At 72.0% G+C, this 24,442-nt stretch carries 22 protein-coding genes; 10 read left to right on the plus strand and 12 right to left on the minus strand.

Translation table 11 applies throughout. The annotated features are described in order from the left end of the window. Positions 1 to 12: 12 nt before the first annotated feature. From ACFQUZ_RS07600 to glnA, 3 genes are all read right to left on the minus strand, one after another. A complete protein-coding gene (locus ACFQUZ_RS07600; RefSeq protein ID WP_377439342.1) occupies positions 13 to 1,368 on the minus strand; it encodes an ATP-binding protein in 1,356 nt (451 codons plus the stop codon). A 4-nt stretch (positions 1,369 to 1,372) separates the two neighbouring features. Continuing rightward, positions 1,373 to 1,567 (minus strand): hypothetical protein, encoded by a 195-nt coding sequence (locus ACFQUZ_RS07605; RefSeq protein WP_377439344.1) that lies wholly within the window; start codon positions 1,565 to 1,567, stop codon positions 1,373 to 1,375. 263 nt (positions 1,568 to 1,830) lie between these two features. Further along, on the minus strand, positions 1,831 to 3,255 hold the full coding sequence (gene glnA, locus ACFQUZ_RS07610; protein ID WP_377439443.1) for a type I glutamate--ammonia ligase: 1,425 nt from the start codon (positions 3,253 to 3,255) through the stop codon (positions 1,831 to 1,833). A 301-nt stretch (positions 3,256 to 3,556) separates the two neighbouring features. Between glnA and ACFQUZ_RS07615 the strand changes: the two genes are divergently transcribed. Then, positions 3,557 to 3,898, plus strand: coding sequence for an RDD family protein (locus tag ACFQUZ_RS07615; RefSeq protein WP_377439446.1), 342 nt, complete (start codon positions 3,557 to 3,559; stop codon positions 3,896 to 3,898). Between the two features lie 14 nt (positions 3,899 to 3,912). Here ACFQUZ_RS07615 and ACFQUZ_RS07620 read toward each other — a convergent pair whose 3' ends face one another. After that, complete coding sequence (locus ACFQUZ_RS07620; protein WP_377439347.1) at positions 3,913 to 4,812, minus strand: LysR family transcriptional regulator; 900 nt, start codon at positions 4,810 to 4,812, stop codon at positions 3,913 to 3,915. Positions 4,813 to 4,884: 72 nt separating this feature from the next. Between ACFQUZ_RS07620 and ACFQUZ_RS07625 the strand changes: the two genes are divergently transcribed. Further along, positions 4,885 to 5,799, plus strand: a complete 915-nt coding sequence (locus ACFQUZ_RS07625; protein WP_377439349.1) for a cyclase family protein — start codon at positions 4,885 to 4,887, stop codon at positions 5,797 to 5,799. Positions 5,800 to 5,822: 23 nt separating this feature from the next. Here the strand turns inward: ACFQUZ_RS07625 and ACFQUZ_RS07630 are convergent, their stop codons facing one another. Both ACFQUZ_RS07630 and ACFQUZ_RS07635 read right to left on the minus strand, forming a co-directional pair. Further along, positions 5,823 to 6,641 carry a helix-turn-helix domain-containing protein gene (locus ACFQUZ_RS07630; protein WP_377439352.1) on the minus strand — a complete coding sequence of 273 codons (819 nt, stop codon included), beginning with the start codon at positions 6,639 to 6,641 and terminating at the stop codon, positions 5,823 to 5,825. 38 nt (positions 6,642 to 6,679) lie between these two features. Continuing rightward, entirely contained in the window at positions 6,680 to 7,369 is a 690-nt protein-coding gene (locus tag ACFQUZ_RS07635) for a DUF4191 domain-containing protein (RefSeq protein WP_377439355.1), read from the minus strand. A 276-nt stretch (positions 7,370 to 7,645) separates the two neighbouring features. Here ACFQUZ_RS07635 and ACFQUZ_RS07640 point away from each other — a divergent pair, with 276 nt between their 5' ends. Both ACFQUZ_RS07640 and ACFQUZ_RS07645 read left to right on the plus strand, forming a co-directional pair. Then, complete coding sequence (locus tag ACFQUZ_RS07640; protein ID WP_377439357.1) at positions 7,646 to 7,816, plus strand: hypothetical protein; 171 nt, start codon at positions 7,646 to 7,648, stop codon at positions 7,814 to 7,816. Then, a complete protein-coding gene (locus ACFQUZ_RS07645) occupies positions 7,813 to 10,998 on the plus strand; it encodes an AAA family ATPase (protein WP_377439360.1) in 3,186 nt (1,061 codons plus the stop codon). Before ACFQUZ_RS07640 ends, ACFQUZ_RS07645 begins: the two co-directional genes overlap by 4 nt. A gap of 220 nt (positions 10,999 to 11,218) precedes the next feature. Here the strand turns inward: ACFQUZ_RS07645 and lipA are convergent, their stop codons facing one another. Next, a complete protein-coding gene (gene lipA, locus ACFQUZ_RS07650; RefSeq protein WP_377439449.1) occupies positions 11,219 to 12,160 on the minus strand; it encodes a lipoyl synthase in 942 nt (313 codons plus the stop codon). Positions 12,161 to 12,617: 457 nt separating this feature from the next. Here lipA and aspS point away from each other — a divergent pair, with 457 nt between their 5' ends. Beyond that, positions 12,618 to 13,904 carry an aspartate--tRNA(Asn) ligase gene (gene aspS, locus ACFQUZ_RS07655; RefSeq protein WP_377439363.1) on the plus strand — a complete coding sequence of 429 codons (1,287 nt, stop codon included), beginning with the start codon at positions 12,618 to 12,620 and terminating at the stop codon, positions 13,902 to 13,904. A gap of 73 nt (positions 13,905 to 13,977) precedes the next feature. On the opposite strand, the gene lipB is transcribed toward aspS, so the two are convergent. Then, on the minus strand, positions 13,978 to 14,640 hold the full coding sequence (lipB, locus tag ACFQUZ_RS07660) for a lipoyl(octanoyl) transferase LipB (protein ID WP_377439366.1): 663 nt from the start codon (positions 14,638 to 14,640) through the stop codon (positions 13,978 to 13,980). A 120-nt stretch (positions 14,641 to 14,760) separates the two neighbouring features. Continuing rightward, positions 14,761 to 16,599 (minus strand): DUF2079 domain-containing protein, encoded by a 1,839-nt coding sequence (locus ACFQUZ_RS07665; RefSeq protein ID WP_377439451.1) that lies wholly within the window; start codon positions 16,597 to 16,599, stop codon positions 14,761 to 14,763. A 236-nt stretch (positions 16,600 to 16,835) separates the two neighbouring features. Between ACFQUZ_RS07665 and ACFQUZ_RS07670 the strand changes: the two genes are divergently transcribed. Further along, on the plus strand, positions 16,836 to 18,242 hold the full coding sequence (locus ACFQUZ_RS07670) for a PHB depolymerase family esterase (protein ID WP_377439454.1): 1,407 nt from the start codon (positions 16,836 to 16,838) through the stop codon (positions 18,240 to 18,242). A gap of 52 nt (positions 18,243 to 18,294) precedes the next feature. Here ACFQUZ_RS07670 and ACFQUZ_RS07675 read toward each other — a convergent pair whose 3' ends face one another. Together ACFQUZ_RS07675 and ACFQUZ_RS07680 are read right to left on the minus strand one after the other, a co-directional pair. Beyond that, the gene (locus ACFQUZ_RS07675) at positions 18,295 to 19,194 is read right to left on the minus strand and encodes a TIGR01777 family oxidoreductase (protein ID WP_377439369.1); all 900 of its coding nucleotides are present in this window, start codon (positions 19,192 to 19,194) and stop codon (positions 18,295 to 18,297) included. Positions 19,195 to 19,239: 45 nt separating this feature from the next. Further along, entirely contained in the window at positions 19,240 to 19,869 is a 630-nt protein-coding gene (locus ACFQUZ_RS07680; protein ID WP_377439372.1) for an NAD(P)-dependent oxidoreductase, read from the minus strand. Positions 19,870 to 19,963: 94 nt separating this feature from the next. On the opposite strand from ACFQUZ_RS07680, the gene ACFQUZ_RS07685 reads away from it, so the two are divergent. Further along, positions 19,964 to 20,551: a TetR/AcrR family transcriptional regulator gene (locus ACFQUZ_RS07685; protein ID WP_377439375.1), complete on the plus strand. Its 588-nt coding sequence runs from the start codon at positions 19,964 to 19,966 to the stop codon at positions 20,549 to 20,551. Further along, the gene (locus ACFQUZ_RS07690; protein WP_377439377.1) at positions 20,551 to 21,807 is read left to right on the plus strand and encodes a pyridoxal-phosphate dependent enzyme; all 1,257 of its coding nucleotides are present in this window, start codon (positions 20,551 to 20,553) and stop codon (positions 21,805 to 21,807) included. The genes ACFQUZ_RS07685 and ACFQUZ_RS07690 overlap by 1 nt, the downstream gene beginning before the upstream one ends. 66 nt (positions 21,808 to 21,873) lie before the next feature. Here ACFQUZ_RS07690 and ACFQUZ_RS07695 read toward each other — a convergent pair whose 3' ends face one another. Further along, positions 21,874 to 22,884 (minus strand): aldo/keto reductase, encoded by a 1,011-nt coding sequence (locus ACFQUZ_RS07695; protein ID WP_377439380.1) that lies wholly within the window; start codon positions 22,882 to 22,884, stop codon positions 21,874 to 21,876. Between the two features lie 51 nt (positions 22,885 to 22,935). Here ACFQUZ_RS07695 and ACFQUZ_RS07700 point away from each other — a divergent pair, with 51 nt between their 5' ends. Together ACFQUZ_RS07700 and ACFQUZ_RS07705 are read left to right on the plus strand one after the other, a co-directional pair. Beyond that, on the plus strand, positions 22,936 to 23,307 hold the full coding sequence (locus ACFQUZ_RS07700; protein WP_377439383.1) for a MerR family transcriptional regulator: 372 nt from the start codon (positions 22,936 to 22,938) through the stop codon (positions 23,305 to 23,307). A gap of 107 nt (positions 23,308 to 23,414) precedes the next feature. Next, complete coding sequence (locus tag ACFQUZ_RS07705; RefSeq protein ID WP_377439385.1) at positions 23,415 to 24,434, plus strand: alpha/beta hydrolase family esterase; 1,020 nt, start codon at positions 23,415 to 23,417, stop codon at positions 24,432 to 24,434. The last annotated feature ends 8 nt before the right edge of the window (positions 24,435 to 24,442 follow it).

Genomic DNA, 24,442 nt, shown 5'->3' on the forward strand with positions numbered 1-24,442 from the left:
CAGGCTATCTGCTCAGGGCTGCGGGGTCCAGAGGGCGTCGAGAGGCAACACCGCCGTGCCCTCCTCGTGCGCATAGGCCAGGTGGCCGGTGTACAGGACCACCGCCGCCGCGAGTCGGGTGCCGAGACGGCTGCGCAGCGCCCGGATCCCGGTGAGATCCGCGACATCGACGCGGGTCCCTGCCTTGATTTCAAAGGCGATGACGGAGCCGTCGTCGCGTTCCAGGACCAGATCTACCTCCTCGGCCGTCGACGTGCGGAAATGCCCCACCGCGACCGGGCCATCCCACCAGCTGGCCTGCTTGAGAACCTCACCGACGGCGAACGTTTCGACCAGGTGGCCGTACTCGGTGAGGGTCGATGGGTCGTTCGTGGCGATCTTTTCCGGTGTCAGACCGAGCAACCAGGCCATCACGCCGGCGTCCACGAGGTGGACTTTGGGCATTCGAGCCACGCGGGAACCGAGGGTGGTGCCCCAGGCCGGTAGTCGCTGGATGAGAAACACCGCTTCCAGCAGGCGCGTGTAGTTCTCCGCGCTGCTCTTCTCCATGCCCACGGCCTCAGCCACGGCGGCGATGTTCAGCACCTGGCCGGATCGGGCCGCCAGCACGGAGAGCAGTCTGGGCAGCATCTCCCGCTGCCGCACCCGGCTCAGCTCGATGACATCGCGATCGACAACGAGGTTGAGATAGTTGGCGAACCACCTGGATCGTGACCGTCCGAGTGGACGGCGAAGCGCCACCGGCATGCCGCCCGAGGTGATCCGCCGGGCGTACTCGTCCCGAGTGGTCATCGACCGGGTCATTGCGTCGACGGGGTCGGCGCCGTCGAGCAGGTGGTGGACGAGGGGGTCACCGGCTGACCCGTCGATCTCCGTCTGCGCCAGCGGAAGGACGTCGAGGATGTCGACGCGGCCGGTCAGCGTCTGACCAGCCTGAGGCAGGGTGGAGTACCTGGTCGATCCGGCGAGCACATAGCGTCCCGGACGCAGGTCCTGGTTGAGTTCGGCCTTGATCGCATCGAGCAGCTCGGGGACATGCTGGTATTCGTCGATCAGGACCGGATCGGGTCCGGCGACGAACCGGCCCGGGTCGTTTCGGACGGCGGCCCGCGTCGCCGGGTCGTCGCAGTCGATGACGACGCGCCCGAGGCTCCCCGCGAGTTCTCCTAGGAGCGTGCTCTTGCCGACCGTGCGAGGACCGTTGAGCACGATCGCTGGTTCCTCACGGAGTCGGCGCGCGAGCACCGGAGAAAGCCGTCGCCGGGCCAGGCCCGTCAAGGATCCATCCATCGCCCCGATGATGCCATGTATTCCGCGATTGCAGGTATTATTTTCCGTGACTACCAGAATCTTCTTCCGCGATTGCACGGCCCTACTTCGCCGGACGGGGACTACGGCCACGGCGCCGACCCACGTCAGTGGGCTGGTAGATGGTCTCCACGCCCACGCAGGCGTCGCAGGTCAACCGCGCCGCCTGGGTGACGTTGCCGGCGAGCATCTCCACCGTCACCGTGCCGTCGTCGGGTTCGGCCGACGCGAGCGGACGCCGGCATCTGTTCCCTGACATGGACGACAGAACGCGCGCCGCGAGGACGAGCACCCCGGCTGACGGGCAAGCCCACGCATCGCCACGCCCGCCGCGCGCCATGATCCACTCGACGTACGGGATGTCGGGTGGTTGGGGTGAGCCCGACCCACCGACATCCCGTACGCCGGGTCGATCCGTGCGGGAACCGACGAGGCCACCAGGTTCGCGCGGTTGACGCGGTCCCGGTGGCCTCGTATGGAGACTCTGCGGACCAGGGAGGTGATCACCCTGGCGCCCGCGGGTCAGACGTTGTAGTACATCTCGAACTCGTGCGGGGTGGGGCGCAGCCGCACCGGGTCGACCTCGTTGGTCCGCTTCCAGTCCACCCAGGTGGAGATCAGGTCCGGCGTGAATACGCCGCCCTCCAGCAGGTAATCGTGGTCGGCCTCGAGCGAGTCGAGCACCTCCGGCAGCGAGCCGGGCACCTGCTTGACCGAACCCCACTCCTCCGGCGGCAGGTCGTACAGGTCCTTGTCGATCGGCTCCGGCGGCTCGATCTTGCTGCGGATGCCGTCCAGGCCGGCCATCATCATCGCCGAGAAGGCGAGGTAGACGTTGGCCGACGGGTCCGGCACCCGGAACTCCACCCGCTTGGCCTTGGCGTTGCCGCCGGTCACCGGGATGCGGGTGCAGGCGGACCGGTTGCGCTGCGAGTAGACCAGGTTGACCGGCGCCTCGAAGCCCGGCACCAGCCGGCGGTACGAGTTGATCGTCGGGTTGGTGAAAGCGAGCAGCGACGGGGCGTGGTGCAGCAGGCCGCCGATGTACCACCGGGCGGTGTCGGAGAGGCCGGCGTAGCCGGTCTCGTCGTAGAACAGCGGCTCGCCGTTCAGCCACAGGCTCTGGTGGGTGTGCATGCCCGAGCCGTTGTCACCGAACAGTGGCTTGGGCATGAAGGTCGCCGTCTTGCCGGCCGCCCACGCGGTGTTCTTCACGATGTACTTGAACAGCTGCATCTGGTCGCCGGCGTGCAGCAGCGTGGAGAACCGGTAGTTGATCTCGGCCTGGCCGGCGGTGCCCACCTCGTGGTGCGCGCGCTCCACGGTGAAGCCGGTGTCGATCAGGCGCCGCACCATGCTGTCGCGCAGGTCGGCGTAGTGGTCCACCGGCGGCACCGGGAAGTAGCCGCCCTTGTACGCGGTCTTGTAGCCACGGTTGCCGCCCGGCTCCTCGCGCCCGCTGTTCCAGGCCCCCTCGACCGAGTCGATGTAGTAGTACGACTGGTGCGCGGAGGTCTCGTGGCGGATCGAGTCGAAGATGTAGAACTCCGCCTCGGCGCCGAAGTAGGCGGTGTCGGCGATCCCGCTGGCGGCCAGATAGGCCTCCGCCTTCTTGGCCACGTTGCGCGGGTCCCGGGTGTAGGCCTCCCGGGTGAACGGGTCATGGATGAAGAAGTTGAGCGCCAGGGTCTTCTCCGCCCGGAACGGGTCGATGAAGGCGGTGGCGTGGTCGGGCAGCAGCAGCATGTCCGACTCGTGGATCGCCTGGAACCCACGGATGGAAGATCCGTCGAAGGCCAGGCCGTCGGTGAAGACGCTGTCGTCGAACGACTCGACCGGGAGGTTGAAGTGCTGCATCACCCCGGGCAGGTCGCAGAAGCGTACGTCGACGAACTTCACGTCCTCGTTCTTGAGGTATCGCAGGAGTTCCTCGGGATTGGCGAACACACGTTCCTCCTGGCACGTCCACATGGCGTCTAGGCTGCTGGCGACGGTATGGCTGGGCGGTTGCCCCGGCATGTCTCCTATGTTTCTGCCGTGTTACGCCCGCCGGGGCGGTGTGGTTTCGGGTCAGTTGTCGGGCCGTGTCCGTTTCGATTCCCGCGAACCGGTGGTCCGGAAAGAGCGGATACCCTGATCAGCCGTGAGCAGACAGCGGGACGGTGGGACAGCGCCGCCGGGCGGCGGAGCATCACCAGGCGGCGGGCCGCCGCCGCCGGATGGTGTCGGGACCTTCGAGCCGGCCGGCCTGAGTCGCCGGTTCGGCGCGTTGCTCATCGACTGGGTGCTCTGCCTCCTGATCAGCGACCTGTTCGCCGACCCGATCCGCGCCGGCTGGCCCCCGGTCCTGGTCCTGATCATCGAGTACACCGTCTTCCTGGGGCTGTTCGCCCAGACGCCAGGCATGTTCCTCAGCCGGATCGGCTGCGTGTCGTACCCCGACGGCGGCCGGATCGGCCTGCTCCGGGCACTGGTCCGGGTGCTGGCGCTGTGTCTCGTCGTCCCGGCTGTGATCATGGACGACCGGCGGCGCGGGCTGCACGACCGGTGGTCCGGCTCGATCGTGGTGCTGCGACGAAGGGCGTCGTGAACCCTTCCCCGCGCTCACCGGCGGGCGGCCGCGTGGATTGCCTGGGCGACGAGGTCCGCCGCGGGTGACGGCTGGGTTCGGCCACCCCGGCAGACCAGCTCGATCCGTCGCGCACCGGCGCCAGGCACTTCAAGCACCTCGATCGGACCGTCGGCCGGTAGCGCGAGCGCGGGCACGACGGCCGCCGCCACCCCCGCGGCGACCAGGGACAGCGCCGCCGGAAACTCCAGACACTCGTGCCGGCTGGCCGGCACGACGCCGTACCGGACCGCGATCCGGTCCAGCGCCGCCCGAACCGCCGTACCGGGCGTTCCGTCGACCCACGGCCGGGCCAGCAACGCCTCGATCCCGCCCACCGGCGCCCAGCGAGGAGGGAACACCACGCGGTACGGGTCGTCGAGCAGCCGATCGACCCGCAGGCCAGGCATCGGGTCCGACTCCCGGTCCGGGTCACCCTCGGCGACCAGCAGGTCCAGACCACCGGCCCGCACCGAGGCGAGCCCAGGTTGCCGCTCGACCTGCTGCACCCGTACCTCGACCCGCGCCGGACCGGCCGCGATGGCTGCCATCGCGGGACCCACCAGGTGCCGGATGGCCGTGGGAAACGCACCGACCCGGACCACGCCGGTGACCGCGCCGGTCAAGGCGGCGAGATCCCGTTCCGCGGCCGCGAGGGCCTCCGCGACCCGGCTGGCGTGTGCGGCGAGCAACCGTCCGGCGGGTGTCAGCCGGGCGGCTCGCCGGCCGCCGAGCTGGGAGCGGTCGAGCAGCGTCACTCCGGTCTCGGCCTCCAACCGGGAGATGTGCTGGGAGACAGCGGACGGGGTGAGATGCAGGACGGCCGCCGCGGCGAGGACACCGCCCGCGTCCGCGACGGCGCCGAGCACGGCCAGCCGCCGTGGGTCGATCCGCATTCGCGGATGCTAAACGCAGCGTTCATGGACTGCCAATGGTGCTGAACGCGGAAACCGTCCAGGATGGATCACATGATCGAGTACCGTGCCGTGTTCGACGCCGAGGTGACCTTCCTCAACGGGGGCGGTCTGACCACCCACGGATTCCGGCTGGACCTACCCGCGCCGGACCTGCCCGAGGACCGGCTGGCCACCCTGTTCATCAGTCAGTTGGGCCTCGCGATGGTGGACCGGGTCCGGCTCAGCGACGTTCAGGTGGTGGCGGAACCGCACAAGACGTCGGTCGTCCCGGACACCGGTCCGGACGCCGAGGGAACCCGGCTGGTGGACCTGACCCACCCGATCACCGCCGGCATGACGACATACCCCGGCCTGCCCGGACCGGAGATCACCCCGCACCTGACCCGCGAGGCGTCCCGGGAGCATTACGGCTCGGGGGTGGAGTTCGCCATCGACCGGATCAGCATGGTGGGCAACACCGGCACCTATCTCGACAGTCCGTTCCACCGGTACGCGGACGGGGCCGACCTGGCCGGGCTGCCACTGACCGCCGTGGCGGACCTGCCGGCCCTGGTGATCCGGTTGACCGGCGGGTCCCGCCGCGACATCGACGCGGTCGCCCTGGCCGCGTACGACGTGGCAGGGCACGCCGTCCTGCTGCACACCGGGTGGGACCGGCACTGGGGCACTCCGTCGTACGGTGATCCGGCACCGTTTCTGACCGAGGCGGGCGCTCGGCACCTCGTCGACGCCGGAGCCCGACTTGTGGGCATCGACAGCGTCAACATCGACGATCACACGGGCAGCGCACGGCCCGCCCATTCGATCCTGCTCGACGCGGGGATCCCGGTGCTGGAACACCTCACCGGCCTCGACGGCGTGCCGGTCACCGGTGCCCGGCTGCACGCCGCCCCGCCCCCGGTGCGCCGGTTCGGCACCTTCCCGGTGCGGGCGTACGCCGTCCTCGCTCCGCAGCGGCAGGAGTAAGCCAGTTTCACGTCGCGCTACCGTCAGTCCCCGGCCGGCTCCGCCGCCTGCGCTCGGAGCGCCGCCACGGTGTCCCGGTCGGCTGGATAAAACGACTCGATCACCAGCTCGGCCAGGGTGACGTCGAGTGGGGTGCCGAAGGTGGCGACAGTGCTGAAGAAGCTGAGCGTTCGGCCCGCCGACCGGATCCGCAGCGGCACCACGAACTCGCCCGGACCGGGCAGGTCGGCGACCGGCTCCGGCTGGGCGCACGGATACCCGCGCAGTTCCCGCAACAGCCCGGCCAGCTCGACATCGCCGGACAGCTCCACCTGACGGGTCAACCGGCCGAGCAGGTGGGACCGCCATTCGCCAAGGTTGAGGATGTGTGGCGCCAATCCTTCCGGATGCAGGCTGACCCGCAGCACGTTGACCGGCGGGACCAGCAGGTCCGGCGCGGCCAGCCGGGTGAACAGGCGCAGGCTCGGGTTGGCGTCCAGCAACTGCCAGCGCCGGTCGACCACCACCGCCGGGTACGGTTCGTGGCCGGCCAGCACCCGCCGCACCGCGTCCCGGGCGGCGGCCAGTTCCGGAGCGTCGAGATCGGTTTCCCCGTAGGCCGGTGCGTACCCGGCCGCCAGCAGCAGCCGGTTGCGTTCCCGCAGCGGCACCTCCAACCGCTCGGCGAGCTGCGCGATCATCTCGCGGCTCGGCCTGGACCGGCCTGTCTCGATGAAGCTGAGGTGCCGGGCGGAGACCTCCGCCCGGTTGGCCAGTTCGAGCTGGCTGAGCCGGCGCCGCTCCCGCCAGGTGCGCAGCAGGTCACCCAGCGGCGGCCGCCGGTCGGTGGGCGTTACCGTCATCTGCCTGCCTGCCTGTCCCGACGCGGACGTGCCGCCGATCAGCGACCGCGCGTCTGCCGGAAGTTCCCCCGGGGCGGACGCATGTTCTTGGGGATCGCTCCCTTGGGCATCTGCGGCCGGGACGTGAGCGCCTTGAGGCGCTTGTCCAGGGCGTTGACATCCTTGCCGCTGAGGTTGCGGGGCAGCCGGATCAGCGTGGGCCGCAGCTTGCGGATCGGCAGCTCACCCTCGCCCTGGCCGATCAGGTAGTCGTACAGCGGCGCGCTGCCGATCACCTTCGCCAGCCGACGCTTCTCCTGGCCGAGCAGGCCACGGATGCGCTGCGGGTTGCCCTCGGCCAGCAGGATCACGCCGGGACGGCCGATGACCAGGTGGACCATGTCCATCTGGGTGGTCGAGCTGACCGCCGGCGTGACCCGCCAGTCGCCGCGCATGGTCTCCATGATCTGGGCGGCCGCGCCCGGTTGCCCTTCGGCGGCGTTCATCATCGCCCGGTTGGACCGCAGATTGAGCACGATCAGCACGGCGAGCAGGGTGAGCAGGATGCCGACGGGCAACCACAACCAGCCCCAGATCATGATCGCGACCGCGGTGAGCGCGAGCGGAATGAGCACCGCGCCGAGGGCGAGCGGCATGAACCACTTGTCCTGCTTGGCGGTGAACTTGAACACCATCCAGATCTGCTTCAGCCGCTGGCCGAACGACACCTTCTCCTGGGGCTTTGCCATGCGAGAAAGTCTACGAGACACCCCCTGAGGCGCGGATCCCGCCGGGCCCCGGCGGGTCTGGCGGATCCGGCCGGGTCTGGGGCGGGTCCTGCGCCGTGGGCCGGTTCTTCCGGGTCCCGGTTCCGGGCGGGTAAGGACCTTACCCGCGTAAGCCCCCCGGAAGCGGCCAGGTAAGGAGGGTCGGAGCCGACGAGATCAGGCGGTCTCCTCATGTGCCGGTGATACCTGCGCGAGCAGAGTCAGGTTCAGCGCAAACGACAAGCACAGGGAGACGACATGTTTGGGATTACGAACGAGGATCTGCTGCTCGACATGTACCGCAGCCGGTCCAAGGAGATGCGCCGGGAGGCCGCGCAGGCGCGGCTGGCGAGCGCGGCCACACGTAACCGGCACGGGACCGGACGGTCCTGGCTGCGCCGCCGGCCGCCGACCACGCCGGACGCATGACCACCGCGGCGGACCGCGGGGTGGGCCCCGACCGGATGGCCGGAGTCCACCCCTCGGCCCGGGACCGTCGCCGGGCGGAGGCTGGCCCGACCGTTGAGGGCGGGCCGGCCGGCGGCGGGATGTCTCACCGGCGTGGCATCCTCGATGTCGTGACCGCCCGGGTGAGCAGCCGAACATTCGTCGGCCGAGAGGCCGACACTGCCGCCTTGCGCGACGCGCTGCGCCGGGTGGACGCGGGCGAGCAGGCCGCGGTGCTGATCGGTGGCGAGGCGGGGGTGGGCAAGAGCCGGCTCATGGAGGAGTTCGGGGCGGCCGTCGGCGGCGACGCCGACCTGTTCGTCGGCCAGTGCCTGGAGCTGGGCGAGGAGGGCCTGCCGTTCGCCCCGTTCGCCGCCGTCCTGCGCGAGGTGCTCCGCCGGCACGGGCGGGACGCGCTGGCCGGGCAGGACGTCGAGTTCGCCCGGCTGCTGCCGGAGCTGGCCCGGCCCGCGGCGGGCGCGCGGACGCCGCTCGCCGACGCGCCGACGACCGACCGGGGCTACCTGTTCGAACTGGTCGGAGAGCTGCTCGCCCGGCTTTCCGAGGGGCGCCCGACGGTGGTTGTCATCGAGGACCTGCACTGGGCGGACCGGTCCACCCGCGACCTCATCGCGTTCCTGATCCGGGCCGCCCGGCCGGCCCGGACCCTGCTGATCTGCACCTACCGCACGGACGAACTGCACCGCGGTCACCCACTGCGGCCGTTCCTGGCCGAGCTGGACCGGGTACGCGGGGTGGAGCGCCGCGAACTCACCCGCCTGGACCGCGACGGCACCGCCACGATCCTGACCGACCTGCTTGGCGCGGAACCACCCGCCCTGGCCATCGACACCGTGTTCGAGCGGGCCCAGGGCAACCCGTTCTTCATCGAGGAACTGGCCGCCGCGGGCGACCCGGCCGGCTGCGCCACCATGCCGGACAGCCTCCGGGACCTGCTTCTGGCCCGGGTGGAACGGCTACCCGAGGCGGCGCAGCGGGTGCTACGGATCGCCGCCGCCGGCGGCACCCGGATCGCACACGAGTTGCTCGCCACCGCCGCCGGACTGCCCGACGGCGACCTGGAGGAGGCGTTGCGGGCCACCGTAGCGGCGCAACTGGTGGTGGCCGACGCCGACGGTGGTTACGTGTTCCGGCACGCTCTGGTCCGCGAGGCGGTGCACGACGAGTTGCTACCCGGTGAGCACGCCCGGCTGCACGCCCGGTACGCCGCCGCGATCGAGGCCGACCCGCAACTCGTCCCGGCTGGCCGGGCCCCCGCCGAGATCGCCCACCACTGGCATGCCGCACACGACCATCCGCGGGCTCTCGTGGCCGCTCTGGCGGCGGCGAAGGCGGCCAGTTGCCGGTACGCGTACGCGGAGCAGAGCCGGCTGCTGGAGCGGGTGCTGGAGCTGTGGGAGCAGGTTCCGGACGCCGCCGAGCGGCTGGGTATGGACCACGTGGCTCTGGTCGAGGAGGCGCTGGCGGCGACATGGGTGGCGGGCGACCACGTCCGGGCGCTGAGCCTGAGCCGGGCCGCGCTTGCCGAGGTCGACCCGGCGACCGAGCCGCTGCGCGCCGCGCGGCTGCTGGGTCGTCGGGGTCGGCTGCTGGCGGTGCTCGGCAAGAGCGACGGCACCAAGGAGCTGAGCGAGGCGTACCGCCTGGCCACCGCGGCCGAGACCGAGGACCCGCAGCGGGTGCGGCTGATCGCGGACCTGGCCGGGCACTTGGTCCAGGCCGGCCTGCCCGAGAGCGATCAACTCGTGGCGGAGGCGTTGGTGGCGGCCAAGGCCACCGGCGATCCGGTCACCCTCACCCACGCGCACCTCGCCCTGGCCAAGTGCCGGGATCGTGAGGTGTCGCCCGACCTCGGCCTCACCGAGCTGCGCGAGGCCGAACGGCTGGCCCGGCAGTCCGGTGACCCGGTCAACCTCGTCCCGGCGTTGGGCAACATCTCCGACACGCTGTTCGAGCTGGGTCGGTACGCGGAATCGGCGCGGGTGGCGGCGGACGGCGCGGCGGAGGCCCGGCGGCTCGGTGTCAGCCGGTCGACCGGCGCCTTCCTGCTGAGCAACCGGGCCGAGGCGCTGCTGGCACTTGGCGAGTGGCAGGAGGCGGACGAGATCTGTGCGGAGGCGGCCCGGATCGATGTCATCGGGACGCTCGGACTGCACTGGCTGGAGCTGCGGGCCCGGCTGCGGCTGGCCCGGGGGGAGGATGGCGCCGACGAACTGGTTGCCCGGGCGCTGGGCTTCCTCGGCAAGCCCTACCTGCATCCACAGCAACGGTTGCCGCTGCACGAGCTGCGGATCGAGGCGGCGCTGTGCGGCGGGGACCTGGCCGGCGCGGTGTCGGCCGCCCGGGCCGCGTTGACCGACCCGACGCTGCCGAGCCGTCCCCGGTACGGCTGGCCGCTGCTGGCCGCCGCCGGAGCCGTCGCCGTACGGGCCGGAGAGCCGGAGCTGATCGCGGCGGTCGAGGCGATAGCCGCACGGCTACACGTCGGCTTCCCCGCCGAGCGGGCGTACGCCGCCCAGCTCACGGCCCTGCTGCCCATGGCGGCGAGCGGCGATGGATCGGCGCGGGCCGGGTTGGTGGCCGCCAGTGGACCCGTGGGGTCTGGGTTGGTGGCCGACGCCGGACCGGCGGTCGGGGACGCCGCGTCGGCCACCCGCTCCGCTGACAGCGCCGCGGCGAGGGTCGCCCGGTGGCAGGTTGCGGTCGACGCCTGGCGGGTCGACGGCCGGCCCTACCAGTTGGCTCGGGCATTTGTCGAGTTGGCCGAGGCGGCGGCCGCGGCCGGTGACCGGACCACGGTGACCGACGCGGTGACGGAGTCGGCGGAGATCGCGCGGCGGCTCGGGGCCCGTCCCCTGGCGGAGCGGGTCGCCCAGCTCGCCCGGCGGGTCGGGCTGCGGGGCGCGGCGGCTGGCGCGGCTCCGGGTGGCGCGGCGGTGGGCGGGACCGAGCTGTTGACCTCGCGGGAGCGGGAGGTGCTCCGGCTGGTCGCCGAGGGGTTGAGCAACAGCCAGATCGCCGGGCGGCTGTTCATCTCACCGAAGACGGCGAGTGTGCACGTTTCCCGGATCATCGCCAAGCTCGACGTGACAAACCGGATCGAGGCGGCCGCCGTCGCGCACCGGCTCGGCCTGCTCACCTGACCGCCACCTGTCCGCGCCGACGCCAACCCCCTGGCGCGAACCAGACAGTCGTACGGGCCGCCGGCCATTCCGACGCGGCCGACCGCTTCCACGGCCGCGAGGCGTTCTCCCCAAAGGGACTGGGGGACGTGCACATTCGGCCCCGGCGAAGGGGTGGAAATGCGTAGCCAGGGCAGCCCTGACCCGCAGGACCGCCGGGACGAGGGGGTGGGGGCGGGGGTCAGCTTGCGGGGGTGGTGGCGCGGGCGTCGATCGCCTGCTGGTACAACCGGCCGGCGCGGTACGACGAACGCACCAACGGACCGCTCATCACCCCGGCGAAGCCGATCTCCACGGCCTCGTCCTTCAACTCGACGAACTCCTCGGGCTTGACCCACCGCTCCACCGGGTGGTGCCGGGGGGTGGGGCGCAGGTACTGCGTGATGGTGATCAGCTCGCAGCCGGCGTCGTGCAGGTCGCGCAGCGCCTGCGAGATCTCCGTCCGCTCCTCGCCCATGCCGAGGATGAGGTTCGACTTGGTGACCAGACCGACGGCGCGGGCCTGCCGGATGACGTCCAGCGAGCGCTCGTAGCGGAACGCCGGCCGGATCCGCTTGAAGATCCGCGGCACCGTCTCGACGTTGTGCGCGAGCACCTCGGGCCGGGCGCCGAACACCTCGGCGAGCTGCTCGGGCACCGCGTTGAAGTCCGGGATCAACAGTTCGACGCCGCAACCGGGCTGCAGGGCGTGGATCTGCCGCACCGTCTCGGCGTACAGCCAGGCGCCACCGTCGGGCAGGTCGTCCCGGGCGACGCCGGTGACCGTCGCGTACTTCAGTCCCATCGTCGCGACCGACTCGGCGACCCGGCGCGGCTCGTCGGCGTCGAACTCGGCGGGCTTTCCGGTGTCGATCTGGCAGAAGTCGCAGCGCCGGGTGCACTGGTCACCACCGATGAGGAAGGTGGCCTCCCGGTCCTCCCAGCATTCGTAGATGTTGGGGCAGCCAGCCTCCTGGCACACGGTGTGCAGGCCCTCGCGGGCCACCAGGCCACGCAGGTGGCTGTACTCCGGGCCCATCTTGGCCTTGACCTTGATCCACGGCGGCTTTCGCTCGATCGGGGTCTCGGCGTTACGAGCCTCGATCCGGAGCAGGCGGCGTCCTTCGGGAGCGATGGTCACAATCCCGAGCGTACGCCGGACCGGGTCATCGATGAACCCGAGGCGACCGGGCTCACCCTCCCGGCTGCTGTGACAGCGATCACGGATCACCGGTAAATCGCTGTCACAGATGTCCCGGGGTGCGCTAGCGTGCCACCCCAACGGCGCCGACGGAGCCGAGTAGCGACCCGACCACCGGAGTTCAAGAGAGCCACCGGAAGCTGAGAGGTGGTCTCCGGCCGGGGCGTGAAGACCCTCCCGAGCCGCGGGCAGAACGATGTGCGGAGGGCTCCCTCCGCACTCCAAGTAGATCCCGCCGTACCCCCACGTCACGGGGACGAACGAGGCCGCCGGCAGCCACCGGCGGCGAAGGTGTGGTGGCACCGCGAGGTTCCCGCTCGCCCACACCTCCCTGGGGCAGATCGCCCCGCCGCGCGCCGCGCGGCGGGCGCGTTGCGGCAACAGAGGAGGTAAAACCGCCGTGCAACGCCTTCTGTCCAGCCACCTTCCCGCCCGTACCGGCGCCACCGTGCGTATCGCGGGCTGGGTCCACCGCCGCCGACTGCTCAAGTCGGTGGCCTTCCTGATCGTGCGGGACGCCGCCGGGCTCGCCCAGGTGGTGGTCACCGACCCGGCGGTACGCGCCGAGCTGGAACGCCTGACCGAAGAGACGGTCGTGGAGGTCACCGGCGCCCTGGTGGCCAACCCCGCCGCACCGTCCGGGGTGGAACTGGTCGACCCGGTCATCCGAGCGCTCGGTCCGGTCGCGACGCCGCCGCCGTTCGACCTGTACCGGCCGGAGCTGACCGCCACCCTGCCCACCCAGCTCGACCACGCCGCCGTGGCGTTGCGCCACCCCCGCCGGTCGGCCGCGCTGCGCGCCGGAGCGGCGGCGGTGGCCGGCTTCCGGGCCACGCTCGACCGGCGTGACTTCGTCGAGATCCAGACACCGAAGATCGTGGGGTCGGCCACCGAGACCGGCGCGAACGTCTTCGCCCTGGACTACTTCGGCCGGCCGGCGTATCTCGCCCAGTCGCCCCAGCTCTACAAGCAGCTCATGGTGGGCGTCTTCGAGCGGGTGTACGAGGTCGGCCCGGTGTTCCGGGCGGAGCCGCACGACACGGTGCGGCACCTGGCCCAGTACACCAGCCTCGACGCCGAACTCGGCTTCATCGGCGACCACCGGGACGTGATGGCGGTGTTGCGGGACGCGGTCGCCGGGATGCTGGCGGCCGTGGCGGACCGGGCCGGGGGGGCGCTCGCGGCGCTCGACGTGCGGTCCCCCGAGGTGCCGGCGGAGATCCCGGCGGTGCACTTCACCGAGGCGCTGGCCATCGCCGGAGCACCCCCCGACGAGCGGGACCTCGCGCCGGCGCACGAGCGCGCGGTCGGTGAGTGGGCGCTGCGGGAACACGGGTCGGAGTTCGTCTTCGTCACCGGCTACCCGATGGCCAAGCGACCGTTCTACACCCATCCGGACCCGGTCCGGCCGGTCTGGTCGAACAGTTTCGACCTGCTGTTCCGGGGACTGGAACTGGTTAGTGGCGGGCAGCGGCTGCACCGCCGCGACGACTATCTCGCGGCACTCGCCGCGGCCGGGCAGCCGGCCGAACCGTACCGGTCCTACGTGGACGCCTTCGCGCACGGGATGCCGCCGCACGGCGGTTTCGCGATCGGGCTGGAGCGCTTCGTGGCCCGGCTGGTCGGCGCCACGAACGTCCGCGAGGTCACCGCGTTCCCCCGCGACCTGCACCGCCTAACCCCGTAACTCCCCCCACCCGCTACCCGCGTTGATCTAGGGCAGGTGGTCGTGAGTTGATCTCCAATCACGACCATCTGCCCTAGATCGTCGCTGTGGGGGCGGCGAGGAGGGTGGGGAGGTGTTGCTCGACGATCGGCAGCGTTTCGGTGACGGTGACCGGGCGGCCGAGTTCGGCGGTCAGCGAGGTGACACCCGCGTCCCGGATGCCGCACGGCACGATCCGGTCGTACCAGCTCAGGTCGCAGTCGCAGTTGAGGGCGAAGCCGTGCTGGGTGGTGCCACGGGCGACCCGAAGGCCGATCGCGGCGATCTTGCGGGCTGGTCCCCGGTCGTCCTCAGGCACCCAGACACCGCTGCGGCCCTCGACCCGGGTGGTGACCACGCCCAGCTCGGCGCAGACGTCGATGAGCAACTGTTCGACCCGCCGGACGAAGGCGACGACGTCCACCCGGTGCCCGGCGTCGATCTCCGGCAGCTTCATGATCGGATAGCCGACCAGCTGGCCTGGACCGTGCCATGTGATCTTTCCACCGCGGTCCACGTCGATCACCGGAGTGCCGTCGGTGGGTCGATCCCACGGCTCCGTGCGCTTGCCGGCCGTGTAGACGCTCGGGTGTTCGAGCAGCAGCACGGTGTCCGGCGTCTCACCGGCGACCACCGCCGCGTGCACCCGACGCTGCTCGTCCCAGGCGGCGGTGTAGTCGACGGTGCCCATGTGGACCGCGGTCAGTCTGGAAATCACCTCGTGCACCATCCCACCCTAGCCCGCGCCGACTCCCCAGAGGGGTTGATCAAGAGGTTCGCGTCACCGGCGGGCCGGGTCCATGACGCAGACCTCTTGATCAACGCGCGAGAAAGGGGGTCAGGGCGCGGGAGACACCTGCCAGAGCCAGACGTCGTCGACCCGCTGAGGCGGACCGAGCAACTCGGTGGCGGCGCGCAGCAACGCCTCCTGTCGCACCGGCCACTTCGCCCCGTGCACCCGGTCGGCAAGCACCACCGCGTCGACCCGCCAGTACCGGAGGTCGTCGCGGGCGGCGGCCCGTTCGGCGGCGCCGATCGGCGGCACCACGCCCGTCTCGGCCACCTCGTTGAGCAGCCCGTCGGTGGGCCGGGGCACGGGCCCGATCCGGCCCCGGCCGTCCGGCCCCCCGGGACCCAGGAAGAACCCGGACGGGATCGCGAACTCGCCCTGCCGGTGACTCAACGCGTACGCCTGCCAGCGCTGACCGTCCGGGGTGACGTCCAGCGTGGGTGGCAGCGGCGCGAGCACCCCACCGTCCGGGACGTACTGCCGCCAGGTGCCGGCGGTGATGAAGGCCGGGATCGGGGCCCGCTCGGTGGTCAGCAGCGGCATCGGTACCAGCGGCAGCAGGGCCGCGGCGAAACCGGCCGGCCAGGCCAGCCGGTGCCGCCGGTTGGCGGGCGGCCGGTCCAGGAGGGCGGCCAGCGCGTGCGCCAGCAACAGGCCGAGCACCGGCGTCACCACCAGCGCGAGCCGGGCGGGCAGCGCGGCGTTGATCACCGGCAGCGGGGACAGCAGCGCGTACGGCAGCGGGATCCCGGTCTGCGTACCGAAGATCTTGATCTCGGGTCCCCAGGACAGCACGGTGAACACCGCCGCCGTGATCAGCAGGGCGCGCAGGGTGGCCCGCCGGTCCGGTGCGGTGCGTCGCCACAGCAGCACGGCGACCGCCACGACGAGGATCAGCAGGGGCAGCCCGAAGAAGGAGTTCTCCTCGGTGGGGTTGGGGGCCAACCCGGTCTCCAGCCCCGCCGCGCCGGCCAGCGAGCGGGCCGGGAAGGCGCCGTAGGCGGCGATGTCCTCGGCGTGGATGACCTTGTCGAAGCCGGTGCCGTGGAACCGCTGCGGGCCGAGGAAGTGCAACCACAGCGGGTACGCCAGCAGGGCCAGCGCCACCGCCCCGGTGACCCCGAGGCCGCGGGCGAAGGTGGGCAGGGTGGCCCGCGCCTCGGCCCGGCGGGGCGGGTGCAGGGCCCAGGCGGCGAGGAAGACTCCGCAGGCCAGCGCCGTGAAGAAAAGCCCTTCCGCGGCGATGGAGAAGGCCACGGCCACGAGCACGCCGAGCACGATCCCGTTGCGCAGCCAGCGGCCGGGCTCGCGCAACCGCAGCACCCGCCACACGATGATCGGCACGAGCCAGCCGGCGGTCCAGTTCAGGTGGGCGTTGGCGTGCGACACCATGCCGGGGGAGAAGCCGATGAACAGGCCGCCGAGCAGCGCCGCGGCGGGATTCCGGACGAGATGCCGGGAGAGCAGCCAGTACCAGGCCAGCGCCGTGCCGGCGAGGTTCGCGACGAGTATCACGAGGAAGGTGACGGGCGCGCCGAACAGGTACGTCAGCGGCGCGAAGACCACCGCGTACACGGTGATCGAGGTGTTGACCGCGAGGTTGACGCCGTCGGGGACGTTCATCAGGTAGGTGAAGAGGGGGTTGTCGCCGTGGCTCACGGCGTGCGCGCCGAACGCGAGCAGCCACTCGAAGAGCGCCTGGTCGCTGGAGTTGACCGTGACGGCGCGGCCGCTCGGGTCCGCCCAGAGGCCGCTTGTCACCCAGGCCGCCAGGACCAGGCTGGCCGCCACCGCGAGCAGGTCGGTGCGGCGGCGCGAGCGGGCGGCCGGACGCGGCGGGTCGCCGGCACCGGCCGGGCCGGGCGGTTCGGGCGGCTGGTTACGCAGCGTCGACGGGGGAAGCGGCACGCCGCAGGTTACCAATCCCCGCCGACCGCGCCGCGCGTCCCGCACACATGGGAGTGCGCGAATGTGTGACCCATCGATATGTCGACGGTTCGTCACACGAACGTAACGTCACGGCCATTCGGGGGGTGACTGAGATCACAACTCGTATCGAGGAGGCCACCGTGAGCCGCTGCCCATCCGTCCCGACCCGGCGGGCCCGGGCCCGCGCACCCGAGATGGCGCGGCTGTTCCGGGCCGCGCTCGTCGCCGTCCTGACCGCCGCCGCCGTCCTGGTCGGCGCCGCACCGGCGCACGCCGCCACCCTCGTCCAGGTCACCGGCTTCGGGTCCAACCCGGGCAACCTCGCGATGTACGCCTACCGGCCGGACGGCCTCCCGTCCGGCGCTCCCGCGGTGGTCCTGCTGCACGGCTGCACCCAGGACGCCACCGGCTACTTCACCAACTCGGGCTGGCGCAAGTACGCCGACCAGTGGGGATTCGCGCTGATCGTGCCGCAGCAGGGCAGCGGCAACAACGCCAACAAGTGCTTCAACTGGTTCGAGTCCGGGGACACCCGGCGCGGCCAGGGCGAGGCGCTGTCGATCAAGTCGATGGTCGACTACGCCAAGGCCAACTACGGCACCGCCGCCAACCGGGTCTACGTCAGCGGGCTCTCCGCCGGCGGCGCGATGACCTCCGTCATGCTGGCCACCTACCCCGACGTCTTCGCCGCCGGCTCGGTGGTCGCCGGTATCCCGTACGGCTGCGCCACCGGCCTCGTCGACGCCTTCTCCTGCATGACCCCCGGCAAGGACAAGACCCCCGCGCAGTGGGGTGACCTGGTCCGCGGCGCGTACTCCTACTCCGGGACCCGCCCCCGGGTGGCCGTGTGGCACGGCACCAGCGACTACACGGTGGCCGTGGCCAACGCCACCGAGTCGCGCGACCAGTGGACCAACGTGCTCGGCGTGTCACAGGCCCCGACCAGCACCACCTCGCTGCCCGGCGGCACCACGCTGGAGACGTACGGCAGCGACGCGGTGCGGGTGTACCGGATCTCCGGGATGGGCCACGGCACCCCCGTCGACCCGGGCAGCGGCACCGAGCAGTGCGGCACCGCCACCTCGTACTTCCTGGACACCATCTGCTCGGCGTACCGGGACGCGGTGTTCTTCGGGCTGAACTCCGGCGGCGGTCCGGGTCCCGGCGTACCGGCGGCGCCGACCGGGCTCGCGGTCACCGGCACCACCACCAACTCCGTCTCGCTGTCCTGGTCCGGCGTGAGTGGCGCAACCGGATACCACGTCTACCGGGACGGCTCGCGGGTCACCGGCACCGCCGTGACCGGCACGTCGTACACCGACAGCGGGCTCGCCTCCGGTACCAGTTACGGGTACGCGGTGAGCGCGGTGAACGCGGCGGGGGAGGGCCCGCGGTCGGCGACGGTGTCGGCCACCACCGGCGGCGGCGCGCCGGTCTGCGTCACCAGCAGCAACTACGCGCACGTGACGGCCGGGCGGGCGTACCACTCCCTCGGGTATGCCTACGCGCGCGGCTCGAACCAGCGGATGGGTCTCTACAACACCTGGGCCACCACCACCCTCAGGCAGACCGGCCCGGACTACTGGGTCATCGGCTGCTGAGCGGAAGGCTGCCGGTCCCCTGCGGAAGGGCCCCGCCACGAGGGGTCCTTCCTCACTCCTCCAGCGCGGCGCGCAGGGCGGAGCGCAGGTCCGGATGCCGGAACGTGAAGCCGGCCCGGTCCAGCACCCCGGGCAGCACCCGCGCGCTGGTCAGGATCTCGTCAGCCAGTCCACCGACCCCGATCCGCAGGGCGATGCCAGGCACCGCGAAGAGCGCCGGCCGGTGCAGCGCGGCGGCCAGTTCCCGGGTGAACTCGGCGTTGGTGACCGGGGCCGGACCCACCACGTTCACCGGCCCACCGAGGTCGGCACGGTCGAGCAGGAACACCGTGGCGGCCAGCCAGTCGGCCATCGAGATCCACGGCACCCACTGCCGGCCGCTGCCGAACCGCCCGCCCACGCCCAGCCGGAACGGCAGCAGTTGCGGCTTCAGGAAACCCCCGTCGCGGTGCAGGGGATAGCCGCTGCGTAGCCGGACCACCCGTACCCCGGCGTCCTCGGCCGGCCGGGTGGCCGCCTCCCAGACCCGGCACAGGTCGGCCAGGAAACCCTCACCCGCCGGCGCGTCCTCCTCGACCGGGTGTTCGCCGGTGTCCCCGTACCAGCCGATGGCCGAGGAGTTGAGCAGCGTGGCGGGCCGGTCGCCGGGCGGCAGGCCGGCGATCGCGGTGGCCAGGGTCGACGTGGTGTCCACCCGGCTGGTGCGGAGCAGGTTCTTGTACGCCTCGGTCCACCGCTTGTCGCCGACGCCGGCACCAGCCAGGTTGATCACCGCGTCCACGCCGGCGACCGCGCCCGGATCGAGTTGGCCGGCCGCCGGGTTCCACTGGATCTCGCCGGGCCCCCGCGGCGGGCGCCGGACCAGCCTTACCACGTCGTGTCCCTGCCGCCGAATGTCGTCCGCGAGCCGGGTGCCGAGAAAGCCGGACATGCCGGCCGCGAGGATGCGCATACCGACATCTTCCCCGATCTTTCCCGGGCCCACGGCGCGGTGCGGTCAGTACATCAGGGCTGGCCGGCAATGGACGTACTCGGTGGTGTCGAGTTGGTCGAGCATGAACCGGGCCAGGTCGGCGCGGGAGATGGTGGGTACGACCGACGTGGCCCGGATGTCGGTGCCGTGCCGGTAGACCCCGGTCGCCGGTCCGTCGGTGAGCCTGGGTGGGCGGACGATCGTCCAGTCCACCGCGCTGGCCGCGATGAGCGCCTCCTTCTCGGCGTGGTCGGCGCTGACGTTGCGCAGCAGGATCGGCGCGACCGCGAGCCGCCCGAGCGCGCTGAGTTGCCGCCGCCCGTCGGGCACGCCGAGGAAGGAGAGGTAGACCAACCGGGGCACCCCGGCGTCGGTCATCGCCGCGATGATCTGGCGTATGCCGGTGACCAGGGTGGGGTCCCGCCGCACCGGGGTGGCGGCGCCGAGTGCGCAGATGACGGCGTCCCGGCCGGCGACGGCCCGACGGACCGCGGCCGGGTCGGCCACGTCGCCCTCGACGAGCCGGACCCCGGGCGGCTGGGGCGCCCCGTCTCGCCGGCGAACGAAGGCGGTGACCTCGTGATGCCGGGCCACCGCGCCGGTGACCAGGTGGCGGCCGGTGCGTCCGGCGGCTCCGAACACGGTGACGCGCATCGTCGTCCCCCTCGCCGGGTGGGAGTTTATCCATCAACTGCTTGATAGGCTAATCCCGTCGCAAGTTCCAATCAAGCAGTTGATGGAGGAACCGGTGCCCGAACCGTGGCCACCCACCGGACGGCCCGCTCAGATCGTGCGGGCCGCCTTCGACATCATCGCCGACATCGGGTTCGAGGGACTGCGCGTCCGTGACGTGGCGACCCGGGTCGGCATCAACAGCGCCACGCTGCATTACCATTTCGCCACCAAGGAAGACCTGATCCGGGCCGTGGTGGAGCACGCACAGGCCCGCTTCCGGGCCACCATGCCGGCTGGCGGGCGGCCGGACGAGCAACTCCACGCCCACCTGGACGCCATTCGGCGACTGCTTGCCGAGGAACCCGAGCTGAGCCGGGTGCTCGGTGAGATCGCCGTGCGCGCGCAGCGGGACGAAGGACTCGTCCCGATCCTGGCGGCGACCGAGCAGACCTGGTTCGACTTGCTGCGCGACGTGCTCGATCGGGGCGTACGGGCCGGTTGCTGGACCCCGGACGTCGACCCGGCGGGTGCGGCGGCGCTGCTGATGGCGCTGGTGAAGGGCTCGTTCCTGCCTACCACCCCGACCTTCCGGGAACAGTGGGGCGACCGGGCCTTCGCCCAACTGCGCCGATGGATCGACGCCGACCGGGGGAGCGGGTGATGACCAACCGGACCGGATCGGACCGGACTGCCGTCGAATGGGTGTCGCGCTGCCCGCGGTGCGCGCTGGTGACGCCGCTCGACGACGGGGTGACCGGCTGTCCCAGATGCGCGGCGGACGGAGTCGGCATGCCGATGACGCCGCACCGGGCGGCGGGCCCCCCTCCCACGCGCCCCGAGCCGGTCCCGCCACCCGGTCTCGGCCCTATGTGGCGGTGGGCCGCGCACCTGGTGCCGGTGGGCCGCCCGGTGAGCCTGGGCGAGGGCGGGACCCCGCTCGTCAATCTGGACCTGCCAGGGGTGCCGGGGCGGATCCTGGTCAAGGACGAGCGGGCCAATCCCACCGGGTCGTTCAAGGACCGGCTGGCCAGCGCCGCCGTCAGCCGGGCCCGGTCACTCGGCGCGGACACCGTGGCCGTGGCCAGCAGCGGCAACGCGGGACTGGCGGTCGCCGCGTACGCCGCTACGGCGGGCCTCGACGCCGTCCTGCTCGCCACCGGGACCCTCCCGTCCGGCACCGCCGCGACCGTCACCGCGCTGGGCGCCCGGGTGTACCTCACCGAGACGTTTCCCGACCGGTGGACGGCGGTACGCACCGGCGTGGAACGGCTCGGCTGGTTCCCGGTCACCAACTACCGTCTTCCGCCGGTGGCCAGCCACCCGGCCGGGGTGCACGCCTACCGGACCATCGCCTTCGAGATCGCCGAGTCGCTCGGCTGGTCGGTGCCGGACTGGGTGGTGGTGCCGGTCTCCCGGGGGGACGGCCTGTTCGGCGTCTGGTCCGGCTTCGTCGAACTGGCCCGGCTCGGCTGGACCGACCGGGTGCCCCGGATGCTCGCCGTGGAGCGGTTTCCCAGTCTCACCGACGCGCTCGCCAGGGGTGTCGACCAGCCGGTCGGCATGCCGATCGACGGGCCGGTGCGGGCCACCTCGATCAGCGATCCGCAGGGTACCGCGATGGCCGTGCACACGATCCGCAGCAGCGGCGGCGACGTGGTGCGGTGCGACGACGAGCAACTGGCCGTGGCCTGGTCGCGGCTGGCGGGGCGGGGCCACCTGGTCGAGTTCTCCTCGGCGGCGGCGGCGCACGGCGTCGACGAACTGGCCCGCTCCGGCCGGCTCGACGCCGGTTCCACCGCCGTCCTGCTGGTCACCGCCGCCGATCGCGGGGAGAGGCCGCCGGCCGCCGGACCCCTCGCCGCGACGGTCCGGCACCTGCCCGATCCGACGGACCTGGCCGTGCTAGGCGGCGGCTGAGTCACCGGGCGGCGCCAGGTGGACCCGGGGCCGCCCCGGCGGCCCCCGGACCGACCCGGCCCACCGTCAGGCCGCCACCTTCCGTACGTCCGCGAGCAGACGCTCCACCTCGGCGTACGCCTCCTCGCTCAGCGGGCCGTAGCCGAGGGTTCCGGCGTTCTCCGCCGCCTGCGCGACGGTCCGGGCGCCGGGGATCGGCACCGTGCGCGGGCTGCGCGCCAGCAGCCAGCCCAGGGCGCCCTGGGCGAGGGTACGGCCGTCCGAGGTCAGCGCCTGCCGGACCAGGTCCACCCGCTCGGCCCATTCCCGGCTGGGCCGCCCGTCCGCGTCGAACCAGCTCAGCCAGCCCAGGCCCTGCCCGCGGACGTCGTCGCGACCGAGGCCGACCGCGTTTCCGTGGTACTTGCCGGTGAGCAGCCCCATGGCGAGCGGCCCGCGGTTGAGGCTGGCCAGGTCGAACTCGTCGCACACGGCCAGCACCGCCGGGTTGTCCAGGAGCACCGACTCGTCGTGCTGGATCGCGGCACAGTGGATCCCGGCGGCGGCGAACGCGCGCGCCGACTCGGGATTGTCGGTGCTCCACCCGTACGCGCGGATCTTGCCCTGGTCGACGAGGTCCTCCAGGGTGCCGACCAGGTCGAGCGCCGCGGGCACCGCCAGCTCGTTTATGTGCAACTGGTAGAGGTCGACGTAGTCGGTGCCCAGCCGGTGCAGCGATTCCTCCAGACTCTTCACCGCGTACGCGGTGGAGGCGTCCGCGCCGGTCCACCGGCGGCTCGCCTCGTCCGACCTGTTGCCGAACTTGGTCGCGATGACCGCTTGGTCCCGACGGCCGGCGAGTGCCCTGCCGAGCACCCGCTCGCTGTGCCCGGCACCGTAGTTGCTGGCCGTGTCGAACAGGGTGACGCCGTCGTCGAGTGCCCGGTGGATGGCGCGGATGGATTCGTCGTCGTCCACCTCGCCCCAGCCGAACGCCGTGCCGTCGTCGCCCCACAATGGTCCGCCGATGGCCCAGCAGCCCATCCCGATGGCGCTCACCTCGATGCCACTGCGGCCCAGTGTCCGTGTCGTCGTCATGCCGGAAATCCTTCAACCTGGAGCGCGCTCCAGGTCAAGTACGATGCGGGAATGACTGGATATTCGCCCGCGGAGACCGCGCGGCGCAGCGGATTCAGCCTGGACACCCTGCGCTACTACGAACGGATCGGGCTGCTCGCCGGCATCGGCCGGACCAGCGGCGGCCAGCGCGTCTTCACCGACGAGGACCTCGGGTGGCTGGAACTGTTCCGCTGCCTGCGGGACACCGGCATGCCGATCGCCCAGATGTGCCGGTACGCCGACCTGGCCCGCGAGGGCGAGCACACCATCCGGGAGCGGCAGGAACTGCTGGAACGGCACGCCGCGACGGTGGAGGAGCAGATGCGGCTGTTGGACCGGCAGTACGCCCATCTGCGCGCGAAGATCCGCTACTACGAATCGCTGCCCACCGTCGACGCCTGACAGTCGGGTCGACGGGCGGGTGCACGGATACCCCGAACCAGCGTGGCTTACGGGATGCTGATACTGCCTTTACCCGGTGTTGACATGATCCGGCGAGGCTTGTCCCCGTGTGGTCCCACCATGATCTGGCCCGGCGCCGGCGTGCCCGGTCGCTCCTGCTCGCGTCCCTGATCGTGTTGCTGGCGTCGGTCGCCGGCTGCGGCCCGACCAGTCCGGGACCCACCGAGACACCGACATCGACACCGACATCGACACCGACCTCGACGCCGCGGGCCGGGACGTCCGAGCGGACCATCGCCGTCGACGGCCAGCAGCGGACGTACCGGCTGTACCGGCCCGCGTCGCTGCCGGCCGGCACGCCGGCCCCGCTGGTCGTGGTACTGCACGGCGCGCTCGGCACCGGCGCCCAGGCGGAATCGGCGTACGGCTGGAACGCCAAGGCGGACGCCGAGCGGTTCCTGGTGGCCTACCCCGACGGCGTGAAGCGGTCCTGGCACGCCGGGCCCGGCTGCTGCGGGCCACCGGCCGCGACCGGCGTGGACGACGTCGCGTTCGTCACCGGGCTCGTGTCGGCGGTCTCCGGCTCCGGCGAGACGCCGGTCGACGCCAGTCGGGTCTACGCCGCCGGGATCTCCAACGGCGGCATGCTGGCCTACCGGCTCGCCTGCGACACCACGATCTTCGCCGCCGTCGGGGTGGTGGCCGGCACGCTGACCGGCGGGTGCGCCGAGCCGCCGCCCATTTCGCTGATCCACATCCACGGTACGGTGGACCGGACCGTGCCGTACGGCGGCGGACCGGGCCGGCGGGACAACGACGGTACGGGCGACCGGCCGAGCAAGGTGAACGGCCCGCCGGTGCCGTCGCTTGTCGACACCTGGCGGCGGGCCGGCTCGTGCGCGCCGCCGGAGCAACGGGTCGAGCCGCCGGTCACCACCTCGATCGCCACCTGTCCGGACGGGCGGGCCGTCGAGCTGCTCACGGTGGCGGGTGCCGGGCACCAGTGGCCGGGTCAGGACAAGGAGAATTCGGCGGCGGCGCGGCTGCTCGACCTCGACCCGCCATCCCCGGCGCTGGACGCGACGGACACCATCTGGCGGTTCTTCGCCGACCATCCCCGCGGTTGACGACCCGG

This window comes from Plantactinospora sp. GCM10030261 (assembly GCF_042666615.1).
Taxonomy (GTDB): Bacteria; Actinomycetota; Actinomycetes; order Mycobacteriales; family Micromonosporaceae; genus KBS50.